The 13,798-nt window shown below is 62.9% G+C and carries 17 protein-coding genes and 1 riboswitch; of the genes, 5 read left to right on the forward strand and 12 right to left on the reverse strand.

Annotated elements, in window-relative coordinates; all coding sequences use genetic code 11:
- Positions 1–29 precede the first annotated feature (29 nt).
- Positions 30–773 (forward strand): hypothetical protein, encoded by a 744-nt coding sequence (locus tag NL528_RS03785; protein ID WP_309181385.1) that lies wholly within the window; start codon positions 30–32, stop codon positions 771–773.
- Positions 774–803: 30 nt separating this feature from the next.
- Here the strand turns inward: NL528_RS03785 and NL528_RS03790 are convergent, their stop codons facing one another.
- A complete protein-coding gene (locus tag NL528_RS03790) occupies positions 804–1,160 on the reverse strand; it encodes a hypothetical protein (protein WP_309185365.1) in 357 nt (118 codons plus the stop codon).
- Here NL528_RS03790 and NL528_RS03795 point away from each other — a divergent pair.
- Positions 1,159–1,401, forward strand: coding sequence for a hypothetical protein (locus NL528_RS03795; protein WP_309181386.1), 243 nt, complete (start codon positions 1,159–1,161; stop codon positions 1,399–1,401). The two genes, NL528_RS03790 and NL528_RS03795, sit on opposite strands and share 2 nt — an antisense overlap.
- Positions 1,402–1,484: 83 nt before the next feature.
- Here the strand turns inward: NL528_RS03795 and NL528_RS03800 are convergent, their stop codons facing one another.
- The 3 genes from NL528_RS03800 to NL528_RS03810 form a co-directional block, all read right to left on the reverse strand.
- On the reverse strand, positions 1,485–1,772 hold the full coding sequence (locus tag NL528_RS03800; protein ID WP_309181387.1) for a hypothetical protein: 288 nt from the start codon (positions 1,770–1,772) through the stop codon (positions 1,485–1,487).
- A complete protein-coding gene (locus NL528_RS03805) occupies positions 1,769–2,053 on the reverse strand; it encodes a hypothetical protein (protein WP_309181388.1) in 285 nt (94 codons plus the stop codon). The genes NL528_RS03800 and NL528_RS03805 overlap by 4 nt, the downstream gene beginning before the upstream one ends.
- A 239-nt stretch (positions 2,054–2,292) precedes the next feature.
- Positions 2,293–4,560: a TonB-dependent receptor gene (locus NL528_RS03810; RefSeq protein ID WP_309181389.1), complete on the reverse strand. Its 2,268-nt coding sequence runs from the start codon at positions 4,558–4,560 to the stop codon at positions 2,293–2,295.
- 110 nt (positions 4,561–4,670) lie between these two features.
- Positions 4,671–4,872: riboswitch (cobalamin riboswitch) on the reverse strand.
- A gap of 134 nt (positions 4,873–5,006) precedes the next feature.
- Between NL528_RS03810 and NL528_RS03815 the strand changes: the two genes are divergently transcribed.
- From NL528_RS03815 to NL528_RS03825, 3 genes are read left to right on the forward strand one after another with little or no spacing between them, the layout of a single operon-like run.
- Positions 5,007–6,050, forward strand: a complete 1,044-nt coding sequence (locus NL528_RS03815) for an iron ABC transporter permease (protein WP_309181390.1) — start codon at positions 5,007–5,009, stop codon at positions 6,048–6,050.
- Positions 6,047–6,820, forward strand: coding sequence for an ABC transporter ATP-binding protein (locus tag NL528_RS03820; protein WP_309181391.1), 774 nt, complete (start codon positions 6,047–6,049; stop codon positions 6,818–6,820). Before NL528_RS03815 ends, NL528_RS03820 begins: the two co-directional genes overlap by 4 nt.
- A 59-nt stretch (positions 6,821–6,879) precedes the next feature.
- Positions 6,880–7,674 carry an ABC transporter substrate-binding protein gene (locus NL528_RS03825; RefSeq protein WP_309184791.1) on the forward strand — a complete coding sequence of 265 codons (795 nt, stop codon included), beginning with the start codon at positions 6,880–6,882 and terminating at the stop codon, positions 7,672–7,674.
- A 169-nt stretch (positions 7,675–7,843) separates the two neighbouring features.
- Here NL528_RS03825 and NL528_RS03830 read toward each other — a convergent pair whose 3' ends face one another.
- The 8 genes from NL528_RS03830 to soxY all read right to left on the reverse strand — a co-directional run bounded on the left by NL528_RS03830 (position 7,844) and on the right by soxY (position 13,792).
- Positions 7,844–8,884: an MBL fold metallo-hydrolase gene (locus NL528_RS03830; RefSeq protein ID WP_309181392.1), complete on the reverse strand. Its 1,041-nt coding sequence runs from the start codon at positions 8,882–8,884 to the stop codon at positions 7,844–7,846.
- A gap of 113 nt (positions 8,885–8,997) precedes the next feature.
- Complete coding sequence (locus tag NL528_RS03835) at positions 8,998–9,441, reverse strand: DsrE family protein (RefSeq protein ID WP_309181393.1); 444 nt, start codon at positions 9,439–9,441, stop codon at positions 8,998–9,000.
- 11 nt (positions 9,442–9,452) lie between these two features.
- Positions 9,453–9,869: a hypothetical protein gene (locus tag NL528_RS03840; RefSeq protein WP_309181394.1), complete on the reverse strand. Its 417-nt coding sequence runs from the start codon at positions 9,867–9,869 to the stop codon at positions 9,453–9,455.
- Between the two features lie 65 nt (positions 9,870–9,934).
- Entirely contained in the window at positions 9,935–11,680 is a 1,746-nt protein-coding gene (gene soxB, locus NL528_RS03845; protein ID WP_309181395.1) for a thiosulfohydrolase SoxB, read from the reverse strand.
- Between the two features lie 39 nt (positions 11,681–11,719).
- Positions 11,720–12,025: a hypothetical protein gene (locus NL528_RS03850; RefSeq protein WP_309181396.1), complete on the reverse strand. Its 306-nt coding sequence runs from the start codon at positions 12,023–12,025 to the stop codon at positions 11,720–11,722.
- A gap of 8 nt (positions 12,026–12,033) precedes the next feature.
- Entirely contained in the window at positions 12,034–12,897 is an 864-nt protein-coding gene (gene soxA, locus NL528_RS03855; protein ID WP_309181397.1) for a sulfur oxidation c-type cytochrome SoxA, read from the reverse strand.
- Entirely contained in the window at positions 12,894–13,205 is a 312-nt protein-coding gene (gene soxZ / locus NL528_RS03860) for a thiosulfate oxidation carrier complex protein SoxZ (RefSeq protein WP_309181398.1), read from the reverse strand. Before soxZ ends, soxA begins: the two co-directional genes overlap by 4 nt.
- A gap of 92 nt (positions 13,206–13,297) precedes the next feature.
- Positions 13,298–13,792, reverse strand: a complete 495-nt coding sequence (gene soxY, locus NL528_RS03865; RefSeq protein WP_309181399.1) for a thiosulfate oxidation carrier protein SoxY — start codon at positions 13,790–13,792, stop codon at positions 13,298–13,300.
- Between the last annotated feature and the right edge of the window lie 6 nt (positions 13,793–13,798).

The following is a 13,798-nucleotide window of genomic DNA, read 5'->3' on the forward strand; positions in this document are numbered from 1 at the left end:
CGTTTGCCATCGGAAAGCAAAAGGTCCCCATGCAACGAATTCATTTGCCAACGCTCAGTGCGCGATATTGGGCGGCGCTCTGTCTTGCGAGCATCTTCGGCGCCAACATGGGCGATTTCTTTGCGCGTGATGTGGGGTTGGGACATCTCGCGGGATTGCCATTTCTGGCGCTGGCGCTCGTCGTCGTCGTCGTCAGCGAGCGCTTCGACCGGTCCATCCATCAGGTTTACTATTGGACGGCCGTTATCATCGTCCGGACCGGGGCGACAAATTTCGCCGACTTCGCCTGCGGTGACTTGAAACTGCCGCGGCCATTCGTCATTGCCGGACTCGCTGCGATTCTGGCTGTGGCGGTTTTCGCAAGCTGGCAATTCGCCTGGCGCCAGACGTCGGGCAAAGGCGGGGATACGACGCTTCGTGCCGATCTGGGTTATTGGATCAGCATGTTCATTGCCGGCAGCCTCGGCACGGTGATCGGCGACTACTGCTCGCATGACCTGCGTCTCGGAGACGGTGGCGCGTCACTGCTGCTCGTTCCGGTTCTGGCGTTGCTGTTTGCGACAGCCCGTAATGGATTGCTTCGATCGCTGCCGTATTACTGGATGACGATCGTAGCCGTCAGAGCCGCAGGCACCACGGCCGGCGACTTCGTCGCCGGCCGGAACATGCTGGGCCTTCCCTTAAGCACCCTCGTCACGGGCGCACTTTTCGTGGCGCTGCTTGCGATGTGGAATGAACCGGCGGCATCGAAAGTGGTGCACGCCGACACGTGAACGCGCACGGGCAAATCGCCGCGTCGGAATCTACAACGGCTCGTCGTCGTTGCCGCTGCGATCGCGCTTCGGCGTGGCGATGTCGCCATCCTCGATCTCGTCATCCTCGACCGGAGGTGGCGGCGGTTTCTTCGGTTTGTCGTCGCCTTGCTTCGGAGGTTCGCTCCTCCTGCCGATTCCACCCATATTGTTCCTTTTCGCCGGATCGATCGGCGGTTTGTTCGAATAGCCGATTCGCTCGAAAACACTAGGTATTCTGTCAGAATGACGTATGACCTCAATCTGACCGGGTTTGAACGGCATATTAGCGCCGGTCGAACGATCTTTCCTGCCCTTTTTGCGGAGTACGCTCCAAAACGGGCCTAACACGGAGCCAGCATCCAGCATGAAGAAGCCGAAGATCGAGGCTGAAGAAGTGCAGCCACGCAAAATCATTCGCGCCGACAAGGCGCCGACCAGCGGATACTCGCTGGTCGTCGACGGCCATTTCAAGTCGCATCACGACACCGTCGAAGCTGCCGAGGAGGCGGGCATGGCCCTGAAGAACAAGTTCCAGATGCTTCAGGTGCAGGTCTATGACGCCGAGACCAAGACGCGATCGATGATCGAGTGGCCGGCACCGGCGTAGAGCTACCGAAAACACGTCCAAGAAATACGTCGAAGCACACAGCGTCGCGGTTCTAACCCGGGCAGAACCGCGCGCGCTTGCATTCAGGTACGGCGACCGCCGCTCTGCTGGCTGGCCAGCCAATCCGTCAGCGCCGGGGCTTTCTCGCCGCTGGATTTCTTCGACTTGGCGGCCGCCCTCTTCGGTGCGGCGGCCGGACGTGGCGGCTCGGCCGCTTCGCGGGCAAGCCGCAACGCCTTCAGCTTCGCCATGTTGTCGAGCACGGCCTTGCTGGCCGAGTCCCGGTCCGCTTTGCCGGACCTCGCGTCCTGGGCCGCCCTGGTTTGTTTGTCGAGCCGCGCCTGGGCGCGGTCGCGATCTTCCTTTGTCATGTCACGTCAGCCTTTTTCACGGTCTTGGCTGCAATCCTGGCTGGAGTCTTCACGGGATTTTTGGCCTTGGCCTTGGCTTTGACCTTCGGCTCGGGCGGGTTGGCGAGGTCGGCGGCTTCCTTGGCCAATCGGAGTGCGCGCAACGTCTCGGTCCGCTTTCGAATGGCGATATCAGCCGCTGCGATTTCGGCCATCGCCTTGATGCCCTCGACTTCCTGGGTGCGCTTCCGGTTCAGCCGAAGCTCTTTCATTTCGGCGGCGCTTTTCGGCTCATCGTTCATCATATACCTCTGGAATCGCGACGAATATCGCCGGGCGATGTTTCGGCGGTATTACCATGGATCGCTGCGCTGAGGGGGTTCTTTTCGCCCGCAAAAGCCGCGTTATCGCGCCGAATCGGCCATCATGGTGAAAGCCGGCCCCGGCGCCGCCGCCTTTCGGATGGTCCTGTGGCGCTGCAGCACATTTCGTCAAGCCAGGAAAAGCCGCTCCGGAGCGGGCTCCGAACCGGCTGTCGGGGTTAGAACGTGGCGCCGGCCTTCACCATGTAGGTGCGGCCCGGTAGCGGATAGGCGGCAAAACGCCCGGCCGTGAACGAACTCGCCACCGCGTAGTCGTAGTACAGCGCGTTGAGGACGTTGTTGACGCTGAGCGACCAGAAGAAGTGCTCATACTGCCCGCTCAGCTTGAGGTCGGCGGTCGCGTCGGCAGGAATGCGGGTCTGCAGGTTGGGCTGGTCGTTGTCCATGATGCGCGAACTCCAGCCGCGCAACGTCGCGTCGAAGACCAGGTAATTCTGCCAGATGTTCCAGGTCACGCCGGCATTGGCGGTGTAGCGGGACACCAGCGGGATGTCATTGCCGGCGAACGGTCCCTCGCGGAACACGGCGCGGGTGTAGGCCATGCCGCCACGCAGCAACACGCTGTCGCTGACCCGCACCGAGGCGCTGGTCTCGGAACCGTAACGCCTTGTCGGATCGAGATTGTAGTTGAAGAAGTTGATCGGGTCGAAATGGATCTCGTTCTGGAGGTTCATCAGGTAGACGCTGGATTGCATCTGGAAAATGTTGGTCTTGACCCGGAAACCGCCTTCGACGTCCTCCGACGTCTGGGTCTTCAACTGGAAGTTCTGCGGGATCGGATTGAAGAAGGCATCGAAGGCCGGCCCCGACGCAACGCGCTCGTCGACATTGGGCGTGCGGAACGCATGCGCCGCACGGCCGAACACCGAGAATACGTTGTCGAAGCGATGCTCGATGCCGAGATGCAAGGCATAGTTCGTTTCGTCGCTGTAGAGCGGAAGTGCCTGGGCGCTGAAAGCGAACGGCGACGCGAACGGATCGAAAATATCTCGTGCGTCGACATGGGTGTTCTGCACGCGACCGCCATATGAGAAATCGGTGGTCGGCAACAGGCCGATGGTCTGCTGCCAGTAACCGGCCAGCGACTTCTGGTTGATGTCGAACATGTGGATCGGCGCCATGCCCCTCAGGGCGCTCTGATCCTGATGATAGACCGCATCGTAGTAATCGATGCCGGTGAGGGCTGCGGACGGCATGTCGAAAATCGTGTTCTTGATGCTCACGCGCGGCGTGATCGACCACTGTTTCAATCGCGCGTCGACATAGTTGGAAAAGAAGCTGAGGCCCGGGTCGGGGCCGAAGAATGCGCCCTGGGTGTCCTTTTGCCGATAGCCACCGTCGACGATGAGATCGACGCCGTTCCACATGGTCTTGGTGAAGCCGGCAGTAGCGCTCTTGCCCTGCTTGTTGCCGTAGTCGAACGGGGTCGCTGTGCCCTTTCGATCGGTGACCAACTCGTTGAGGCCGATCGACGGATCCACCAGCCTTGTGCCGGGGAATCCCAGCTTTTGATCGTCACCGGTCACCGTCAGAAACGCCTTCAGGTCGGGCGTCGTGTAGTTGAGGTTGCCGATGCCGTTGCGCTGATCCAGCGCGTTGTTGTCGCGATAGCCGTCGGACTTGAAGCCGTTGCCATAGAACGAGGTCGACCATGGCCCTGAATTGGTGGCGGCCGAGACCGATGCCATGCGGCTGTTGAAGGAGCCGACCCCGGCTTCGCCGCGAATCGCGACCGGAGGGCCGCCGACGCCGGTTTTTGTCACGACATTGATGACGCCGCCGATCGCGTTGTCGCCGTAGAGCACGGCGCCGCTGTTGCCGGGGATGATTTCGATGCGTTCGATCGAATCGCGCGGGATGGTCGAAAAGTCGACCGCGCCGAGGTCGATGTCGTTCAATCGCCGTCCGTTGAGCAGCACGAGCGTGTTGGGTGTGGCGAAGGCGCCGAATCCGCGCAAGTCCACCGCTGTGCCGGCGCCGTTCACGCCGCCGTAGAAGGAGTGCAGTTGCACACCGGGCACCTGCGCGATGATTTCCTGCAGGGTTTGCGCCGGCGAATGTGAGATGTCGTCCGCGGTAATGACGTTCGACGCAGTGCCGACGATGCCGGCAAATTGCCGGCCGCCGTTTCCGTCGCCGGGTGACGCCAGCGTCGAGGAATTCGAGCCGGTGCCCGGCGGAGCAGTGTTGCCCGTCGGCGCCGTGTTGGGCGCTGCGCGGCGCGGACCGCCGCTTTCATCGTAGGTCGGCTGCGCCCGGGTTCGATTCTGGTCGACGGGTGGGCTGATCTCGATCGGCGGCAACGAATCGGCGGAGGCGGGTTGCTGTGCTTGCGCGCCGGAACTGGCCGCAAACAATAAGGGCACGAGAAAGCTGCAGGCGAGCAGAAAACGCCGCCGATTGGCGACGGTAATGGAGCAAGACATGGTTCAGACCTCGGTATGACGTCAGTGGCACGTCACAGCGAACCAAGTCTCACCGGTGCTCTCGCAAGCCTGGTGAAGCTAATGTCTGTACTCCCCGACCGACATCTTCGCGTGTGACCACGGCTGACGGCAGGTCTCCTGACTTGCGGGTCGATACCCTTCGTCGCCTTCCCAGGACCGAGATTCCCAGTGGCATGTGACGAAAGATTCACCGCTTACAGTTGCGGGGGCAGCCGCGGAATTGGGGAGATTTCCCCGCACCGCATTCCCTTTTGATCCCTGGCTCAAGGAACCGTCGGGAATTACGGTAGAAGTTTGTCGAGATCGGAGTCAATCCATCATTCGGCGCCCGCAATCGTCACTGGACGGGTGCGCCCTTTTTGCCGCATGAGCAGTCTTGCCTGGCGAACTCGTTCCGCGCAGGCGAGGCTGTTCGAGGACGATGGATGGGTGTTGAGGCCGTAATCGCTGTAAACGCGGCTGCCGCGCGCCGGCGCTTTGGCGCAACGGCGGCGCTTGTCGCGCTTGTGGCATTGCTGGTGCTGGTCTCGCTCGGCACCGGAGCGGTACGGCTGTCGCCGGTCGCCGTGGTCGAAGCGCTGTTCGGCGGCGGCAGCGACGTGGCGCAGGTGATCGTGCGCGAAATTCGCCTGCCACGCACGATTTTGGCGCTGGCGATCGGCGCCATCCTGGGATTGTCGGGCGCGGCGCTGCAGGGATTGCTGCGCAATCCCCTCGCCTCGCCCTCGCTGTTCGGCGCGCCGCAATCGGCGGCGTTCGGCGCCGTGCTGGTGATTGCGCTGGGGCTGGCCGAGGTGCGCTCCTACGCGCTGCCGGTCGTGGCCGTCATCGCCGCGTTCGGCTCGGTATTCGCGTTGCTTGCGATCGCCGGCCGCAACGCCGGGCTATTGATCCTGATCCTCGCGGGGCTCGCGATCTCGAGCCTGGCGGGCGCTGCAACCGCGCTGGTGATGAATCTCTCCAGCAATCCCTTTGTGGTGCTCGAAATCGCGTTCTGGCTGCTCGGCTCGCTGGAGGACCGCAGTTTTGAGCACGTCATGCTGGCGCTGCCCTTCATCGTCGCGGGCGCGGTCATCCTGCTCAGCCAGCGCCGCGCTTTCCGCGCCCTTACGCTCGGCGAGGAAACCGCACAAAGCCTCGGTGTCGATGTCGCCCGCCTGCGGCTGTTGGTGATTCTCGGCGTCGCCCTCGGGGTCGGCGGCGCGGTCGCGGTGTCCGGCACGATCGGCTTCATCGGCCTCGTCGCGCCGCATCTGATGCGGCCGCTGATCGGGCATGATCCGGCGCGGCTGTTGGTGCCGAGTGCATTCACTGGCGCGGCGCTGCTGCTCGCGGCCGATATCGCCGTGCGCATCATTCCATCGACAAGCGACATCAAGGTCGGCGTGCTGACCTCCATCATCGGCGTGCCATTCTTCCTCTACCTGATCATGCGCGAACGCCGCGCACTCGGCGGAGGCATCCTGTGACGCTGCTGTCAGCCGAGAATTTGAATGTGGCGCTGGCCGGCCGGTCGGTGCTCAGGGATGTTTCGCTGTCGCTGTCGTCAGGGCATCTGGTCGCACTGGTCGGGTCGAACGGCGCCGGCAAGACCACGCTGCTGCGCGCGCTGGCGGGATTGTTGCCGTCCGACGGCACCATCCGTGTCGGCGGCGATGCGCTGTCGTCGTTGCCGTTGCGCGAGCGCGCCAAACGTTTTGCCTATTTGCCGCAGGGACACATCGTGCATTGGCCGCTGCCGGCGCGCGATATCGTCGCGCTCGGCCGCTATCCGCATGGCGCCACCGATCCGGCGAGATTGTCGCCCAAAGACGCCGAGGCGGTGCTGCGGGCGATGCAGGCGGTCGATGTCATGGAATTCGCCGAACGCCGCGTCACCGAATTGTCCGGCGGCGAGCGCAGCCGCGTCGCGCTGGCGCGGGTGCTGGCGGTGGAAGCTCCCGTGATCCTGGCCGACGAGCCGACCGCGTCGCTCGATCCGCGCCACCAGATCGACGTCATGAAGGGCCTGCGTTCGGCCGCCGACAAGGGCGTGCTGGTGATCGTGGTGACGCATGATCTCGGGCTTGCGGCGCGATTTTCCGATCATGTGCTGGTGCTCGGGGAGGGCCGCCTGGTGTCGCAGGGCGCGCCGGCCACGGCGCTGTCGGCGCAGGTGATCGCTGACGTGTTCCGGATCAGCGCCTATCGCGCGGAATACCAGCGCGAAACCGTGATCGTGCCTTGGGCGGAAATCTGATGCGGCGGCGTCTTGCAGCTCTGTTGGCGATTGTAGCCTTGGCGATTGTAGCCTTGGCGATGTCTAGCGGCGCGTCGTCGGCGACCGGTCTGCCGCGCATCGTTTCGATGAATGTCTGCAGCGATCAATTGCTGCTGACGCTGGCGGACCCCGAGCAAATCCTGGGATTGGGCCGATACGCGCGCGATGGCTGGCAATCCTGGGCGGCCGACAAGGCGCGCCATTACCCGATCCTGTCGGGCGGCGCCGAAGACGTGCTGGTGCTCAAGCCCGACATTGTGCTCGCAAGCCGGTTCGACAAGCGTTCGACGCGGGAATTGTTGAAGGCGAAGGGGCTGCATGTCGCCGAATTCACCGTGCCGCGCACGCTTCCCGAGGTGAAGGACCAGATCCGCGAGATGGGCGAGGTGGTGCAGCATCCGGATCGCGCCAAAGCCGAAATCGCCCGGCTCGACGCCGCGATCGCGCGCGCCCGGGAGGCCGTCACCGGCAAGCATTACCGGGTGCTGCCGCTGTCGCGGCGCGGTTTTGTGTCCGGCCGCGACAGCCTGGTCTCTTCGCTGCTGACCGAAACCGGCTTGTTCAACCCGGCCGGCGATCTCGGCATCGCCTTCGGCGGATTCACCTCGCTGGAAGCGATCGTCAGCCTGCGGCCTGATTTTCTCCTGGTGTCGGAGACGGGCGACCGCGCCGAGGATAACGGCCGCGCCTTTCTGCTGCATCCGGCGCTGCAGCACTTCTATCCGCCGGAAAAACGCATCGTGATTCCGGAACGGCTGACGGTGTGCGGCGGCGTGATGCTGGCGGAAGCGCTGGATATGCTGACGGCGGAATTGCAGCGGGTCGGACGGTAGTCAAATTCCATCGTCGTCCCTGCGAAAGCAGGGACCCACAACCACCGATGTTTGTTGTTTGCAGAAGGCGTCTACCACATCGCTTAATCGACAGGCCGCGGAGTATGGGTCCCTGCTCCCGTGCGCAATTGCGCACTAGGCAGGGACGACGGCTCCATAACAACCGCATTCACCCACGCATCACCGGCCCGCCGGCCTTCTTCCAGGCATCCATGCCACCTTCGATGTGGGCGGTGTTGGCAAGGCCCGCTTTCTTGGCGGCGGCCACCGCCATCGCCGAGCGCTCGCCGAAGGCGCAGAAGAACACGATGCGGCGCCCGGTGGCCGCGGCGACCTCGCGCAGCATGCCGCCGGGCGCGAGGCTCTCGCAGATGCCGGGATAGGGCGCGTGCAGCGCGCCCGAGAGCGTGCCGTGCTTGGCGCGCTCGCTGTTCTCCCGGAGGTCGACCAGCAGAATATCCGGGCGGCCTAATCTGTCGATCGCTTCGCGGGCGGTGAACGACAATCCTTCCATGGCGAGATCGTGCTGATGCAGGCCGACATGCATGTTGGCGGGGACAGCTACGTCCATCATCTTCGGGTTGGGCAGTTTCAGATTGGCCATCAGTTCGACATACTCGTCGACCGAGCGCACCTGAAGCCTGGGATTGTAGCGCTTCTCCTCGCCGATGGTGGAGACGGTGTCGCCCTTATAGTCATGGGCGGGAAACACCATGGTCTCCTCCGGCAGTTTCAGGAGCCGGTTGAAGATCGAGTCATATTGGGCCCGCGAGCTGCCGTTCTGGAAATCGGTGCGGCCGGTGCCGCGGATCAAGAGCGTATCGCCGGTGAAGACGCGGTCGCCCATCAAATAACTGTAGGAATCGTCGGTATGGCCGGGCGTGTACATCACGTCGAGGCTGAGGCCCTCGATCATCACCTTGTCGCCATCGGCAACCCGCATCGACACCACGTCGGCCTTGCTCTGCTCACCCATGATGGTGATGCATTGGGTGCGGTCGCGCAGTTCGCCCAGGCCCGTGACGTGGTCGGCGTGCAGATGGGTGTCGACCGCCTTGACCAGCCGCAGATCGAGCTCGCGCAGCAACTGGCAATAGCGGTCGGCCTTTTCCAGCACGGGATCGAGGATCAGCGCCTCGCCGCCGGCCCGGCTGGCCAAGAGGTAGCTGTAGGTGCCTGAAACGCTGTCGAAGAGCTGACGAAAGATCATGACGGCTGCCGCGTCCTCAATTTGGGTCTCGCGGAGGATATTATTCCATTACGACGGCCTACTCAAACATTCTCGTCTCCACAGGGCGGCCATTTCGAAGGCGTCTTGCTCCCTCAAGGCCGGACGTAACTCCAGCCCTGCTCCTGCAATTCCATCAGATGCACCACGCCTGACGGTACCACCGTGGCTTCGGGCAGCACCGAAATCGCGTGTCCCTCGGTCTTTTCCATGCCCTGCTTGCTGTTGTTGCAGGCGGAGAACTGGATCTTGCCCGGGAAAACCATATCCTTGAGCCGCTTGATGCGGTCCTGCACCGGCGAGGTGTCGGCGCGCAGCATGTGCAGGCCGGGACCGTAGGCGACGACGTCGATGTCCACATCCTCATTCTTCGCGCGGTAGTACTCGATCACGTTGGCGGCGTTGTTGAGCACCATATTCATCACCTGCGGGTCGTTCTGGTCGATCTGGATCGAGATGCGATGGGCCTTGTCGGCGGCAAGCGCGCTCGACGCAAACGCGAGCGAGAGCAGGGCGACGGTCGCTAGACGGCAAAACATGATAAAACTCCCTAAGGTCTGACCAGTGTATACCCGTTTTCGGTCAGCAGCAGGATCTGTGCGACGCCGACCTGAACCGGTGTCGCGGCGGCGATGAATTCCGGCCGTTTGCCGGTGTCGCGTTCGATCGTATCCACGGTGTTAAGGCAGACGTCGAAACGCACGCCTTGCGCGACAAGGCTCTCGACCCGTTGGCGGTGGTCGTTCTCCGGGCGCAGCAAATCGATTCCCGGACCGAACGTCACCACCTCGATCGCGACCTTGTCGGGATCGTAGGCCTTGAGCAGGTTATAGGCGACGCTGATGACGAGGCTTTGCTTTTTCGGGTCATTGTCCGAGAGCTGCAATACGATGTGGTGCTCGGCGAACGGTTTGTCGGGCAATGCCGCCGGCTGGGCGCGGGCGGGCGAGGAGACCGCTGCGGTCATCAACGCCACTATCAGGGCGCTACCGAGCGCGCCAACGATCGACCGCCGATATCTGGCAAAATGCCTCATACCCGTCCCGCTATTCCCGGATTGTCATCGACGCCCTTCAAGGTGACGCCGGTACCGCGCGGGTCGCGCATCTTCTGGGACCGCAGATGCCTGGCGAAGACGTCCCACACCGGAATTCCCTTTTGCTCGTTGACGGACGCCCAGCCCGCCACCTTGTAGCTCTTGCCGGCATCGAGCGGACGGCCGTCATCGAGCTTGAGGTCGGAAATCCGGCGCCCGGCGGCCTCGGCCGGCGTGCAGGTATAGGCGAAACCGCCGACACGAACCATGTCGCCGCCCTGCTGATAATAGGGATCGGCATTGAAGAGATTGTCGCAGACGTCTTCGAGAATGTCCCTGATCTGGCCGCCGGTCATGTTCAGGACGTAGGTTTCGGGATAGGTGATGGCGGTCTCGGTCAGCAGATCTTCCATCGTCACCGGCTGGCCCGGCAGTACGCTGTTGCCCCAGCGGAAGCCCGGTGACAGTGCGATCTCGGCGTCGAGTTCCGAGCGCAGCGCGTCGCAGATCACCTGGTCCACTGTGCCGCCGAAATTGCCGCGACGATAGAGCAGGCGATCGGTGGTCGCGATTTTCTCGGCGTAGGCTGCCGCATGGGGTCCACGCACCTTGTCGATCAGCGCCTGCATCGCGGCATCCGGCTTCAGCAGTTCCGAGAATACCGGCAACAGCCGGTAGCGCACGTCGGCGACCCGGCCCTTGGCAATCTCAAGATCGAGCACTCCGAGGAATTTTCCGCTCGATCCGGCATTGGTGACGAGCGTGGTGCCGCCGGCATTGCTCACGGAAATCGGCTGCGGCACCGCATCGTGAGTATGGCCGCCGAGAATGACGTCGATGCCGGTGACGCGGCTGGCGAGCTTGAGATCGACATCCATGCCGTTATGCGACAGCAGCACCACGGCATCGACCTTGTCGCTGTTGCGATGAGCGTCGACCAGCTTCTGCAATTCCTCGTCGCGGATGCCGAATTTCCAGTCCGGCGTAAAGCGCTTCGGGTGCGCGATCGGCACGTAGGGAAAGGCCTGTCCGATCACGGCCACGCGATGGCCGCCGATCTCCTTGATGAGCGAAGGCTTGAACACCCGTCCCGAGGCGGGATCGAACGCCTTGGCGTCGTTGAAGGCGGCTTCCTCGGTGAGGAAGACGTTCTGCGCCAGGAATTCGCCCTTGAAGCGTTCGAGGTTGGCGCGCAGCGCCTGCTCGCCATAGGTGAATTCCCAATGCCCGGTCATCGCCTCGATGCCGAGCAGGTTCGCCGCCTCCACCATGTCGGCGCCCTGCATGGTATTGGCAAGCCCGGTGCCCTGCCACAGATCGCCGCCGTCGAGCAGCTGCGAGCGTCCGGGCCCGGCATCGCTGCGCAGGCGGTCGATCAGCGTCTTCAGATGCGCAAAACCGCCGAGCTTGCCGAACCGCGCGGCGCTCTTCTCGAAATCCAGATAGGTGAAGGCGTAGGCGTCGGCGCTGTCCGGCTTGATGCCAAACCGGTCGAGAAAGGCGCGGCCGACCAGATGCGGCGGCTTTCCGGCCATCGCACCGATCCCGAGATTGACGCTCGGCTCGCGGAAATACACCGGCAGCAGCTGCGCATGCGTGTCGGTCATGTGCAGGATGCGCGCGTTGCCGAAACGCTCGAGATCGTAGACGCTGTTGTCGGCGGCGCGCGTGATCCGCGGCACGCCGCCCGAAAGCATGGCGGCACCGGCGAGCGTCAGAAAATCCCGGCGGCGGATGGTCATAAATTATCTCCGCGCCTGCAAGAGGGGCCGAAAGAGGAGTTAGCGAATTTCCATGGCTTTCCAGCGTTCTTTCTCGCTTGTGGCCTGGAAGATCGACGCTCTTGCCAGCGCTTCGGCTTCTTTTGCCGACGCAACGGCTGCGTCGAAGTCGCCGGCATCGGCGGCCTTCTTTGCCGCCGCCAATGTCGCCGCGGTCGTGGTCCATTGGTTGCGCAAGCTGCCGGCCTCCTTGTTGGCGGCCTCGGCCGCGGCGGAGGCGGCCTTGAAGTCGGCTTCGGTGCTCGCGGCCAGCGCCGACGCCGCGCCTGCGAGCAGAAGCGCCGCTGCGAGGACAGTTTTAAGCATCCTGGAGCTCATGGCCGCGCTCCCGGGCCGGAAATCGGCAGTCCGTTGCTGACATAGGACAGATAATATTCGAGATCGCGGTATTCGTCGGCCTGCGGATCGAGCGGCACGCCGCGGATCTGGCTGTTGCAGGTGGTGAAGCGACGGCTGGTGGTGCCCATGCCGCTCCATTCCGAGCGGTAGATCGGCAGCGCGTTGAGAATGCCAAGCGCGGGCGCCAGCACTTCGGCGCGGATGCGCTCGCCCGGGCTCTGGACGTGACAGGTGGCGCAGGAGAAATTGAGCTGGCCGCGGCGGGTGTAAAAATATTCCTTGCCCTTTTGATAGGCTTCCAGCGCGCGCGGATCGTTGGGGATCTTGATGTCGAAAGGCTTGCCGCGCGAGGTGAACGCCATATAGGCGGTCAGCGCCGCCATGTCGTCCTTCACATAGGAGAGCGGCGCTTCGCCGTTGGCTTCGCGGCAGCGGTTCAGCGCCAGTTCCAGCGTGACGACCTTGCCTTCCTTCTCGTCGAAATACGGATAGTTCTGGCGGATGCCGATGCCCTTATTGGGGAAGCAGTCCTGATAGCTCTTTCCGTTCTTGAACGGCTTTGAGAACATCTCCTTGCCGGCTTCGAGCGAGAATTCGTAAGGCGGGAATTGCTCTTTCTCTTCCCATTGCTTGTGCAGGTCCTCGTTCATCGAATAGGGGCCGTTGACGAAATCCTCCGGCTTCAGCTTGGGGAATTTGTCCGTGAAGAATTTCTTGAACGCCCTGGCGTCGGCGGCCGGATCGACCGTGTCGGCGGCTGCCACCGGCGGGGTCACAAACGCCAGCAATGCCAGTGCCAGCGCGGCGGAAGCAACAGGGATCGCGGATCGCGTCTTCATTGAATCTTCGCCGTGGTGGTGTCGGTCGCGCCCTTGTTGTCGACCCAGCTCACTTTCAGATCGTCGCCCTTCTTGCCGCCCTTGAAGGCGAACTTGACATAGGGGTCCTTGGAGATGCCGCCGCCCCAATCGGCGACGAACACGGCCTTGCCGTCATATTCGAAGGTCAATTCCTGGATGAAATGCGGCGGGATGATCTGCCCCCGGGCGTCCTTGACAAAGCCGGAATCCATCGGGTGCTGGATCAGCGCCTGCACTTCGGTGGTGTCGCCGTTCGAGGTGGCGCGCACGCGAATGGTCGATGCCATTGGTTTCTTCCCTTATGATTTGCGCATGATCTTGTCGGAAAACCGGTTCCCACTTTGCACTAACGTGGCCCTCCGGGTCCGGATCATGCGCGTCAGCCGCCGCAGCCGCCGACGGTGACTTTGACTTCCTTGGTGGCGCTGTACAGCTTGCCGGCGGCTTCCACGATGACGATCACGTTGCTGGTCTTCGCCATCTTGATGCGGTTGGCCACGCTCGGGATCGTGCCCGCGGGAATCTTGTACGACGCAATCAGCGCGTTCGGGTTTTCGCTGACCAGGAACGCGATCGAGGTCACGTCAGTCAGTGTCGTAGAGACCGAAACCGGAACCACGGCGCCGTTCTCCGCGATTTCAGGGGCGTCCATCTTTACCTTGTCCGAGAGCTCGGCGGTCCTGCCGTAGAGCAATTTGACCGCATCTGCCTCGCTCTTTTGCTTGAACGCCTCCTCCGGATATTTGTCGTTGGCTGCGGCGAAGGCTGCAGGCAGATCGAAGCTGATAACGCCAAGCCCGGCCAGCGCGACTGTGCCGGCGCCTTTCAGCACCAGCCGCCGCGTCGCCGAAAATTCATTGTCCGTGATGCTCATCCGAAA

The organism is Bradyrhizobium sp. Ash2021 (assembly GCF_031202265.1).
Lineage (GTDB): Bacteria > Pseudomonadota > Alphaproteobacteria > Rhizobiales > Xanthobacteraceae > Bradyrhizobium.

Bases quoted from the DNA above. Each gene is read 5' to 3' on its own strand.
- NL528_RS03840 (WP_309181394.1), bottom strand. From the start codon at position 9,869: ATGACCGCAGCGGTCTCCTCGCCCGCCCGCGCCCAGCCGGCGGCATTG.
- NL528_RS03805 (WP_309181388.1), bottom strand. From the start codon at position 2,053: ATGAACGATGAGCCGAAAAGCGCCGCCGAAATGAAAGAGCTTCGGCTG.
- soxA (WP_309181397.1), bottom strand. From the start codon at position 12,897: ATGAAGACGCGATCCGCGATCCCTGTTGCTTCCGCCGCGCTGGCACTG.
- NL528_RS03795 (WP_309181386.1), top strand. From the start codon at position 1,159: ATGAAGAAGCCGAAGATCGAGGCTGAAGAAGTGCAGCCACGCAAAATC.
- NL528_RS03790 (WP_309185365.1), bottom strand. From the start codon at position 1,160: ATGCTGGATGCTGGCTCCGTGTTAGGCCCGTTTTGGAGCGTACTCCGC.
- soxY (WP_309181399.1), bottom strand. From the start codon at position 13,792: ATGAGCATCACGGACAATGAATTTTCGGCGACGCGGCGGCTGGTGCTG.
- NL528_RS03810 (WP_309181389.1), bottom strand. From the start codon at position 4,560: ATGTCTTGCTCCATTACCGTCGCCAATCGGCGGCGTTTTCTGCTCGCC.
- NL528_RS03825 (WP_309184791.1), top strand. From the start codon at position 6,880: ATGTCTAGCGGCGCGTCGTCGGCGACCGGTCTGCCGCGCATCGTTTCG.
- NL528_RS03835 (WP_309181393.1), bottom strand. From the start codon at position 9,441: ATGTTTTGCCGTCTAGCGACCGTCGCCCTGCTCTCGCTCGCGTTTGCG.
- NL528_RS03800 (WP_309181387.1), bottom strand. From the start codon at position 1,772: ATGACAAAGGAAGATCGCGACCGCGCCCAGGCGCGGCTCGACAAACAA.
- NL528_RS03850 (WP_309181396.1), bottom strand. From the start codon at position 12,025: ATGCTTAAAACTGTCCTCGCAGCGGCGCTTCTGCTCGCAGGCGCGGCG.
- soxZ (WP_309181398.1), bottom strand. From the start codon at position 13,205: ATGGCATCGACCATTCGCGTGCGCGCCACCTCGAACGGCGACACCACC.
- NL528_RS03830 (WP_309181392.1), bottom strand. From the start codon at position 8,884: ATGATCTTTCGTCAGCTCTTCGACAGCGTTTCAGGCACCTACAGCTAC.
- soxB (WP_309181395.1), bottom strand. From the start codon at position 11,680: ATGACCATCCGCCGCCGGGATTTTCTGACGCTCGCCGGTGCCGCCATG.
- NL528_RS03815 (WP_309181390.1), top strand. From the start codon at position 5,007: ATGGGTGTTGAGGCCGTAATCGCTGTAAACGCGGCTGCCGCGCGCCGG.
- NL528_RS03785 (WP_309181385.1), top strand. From the start codon at position 30: ATGCAACGAATTCATTTGCCAACGCTCAGTGCGCGATATTGGGCGGCG.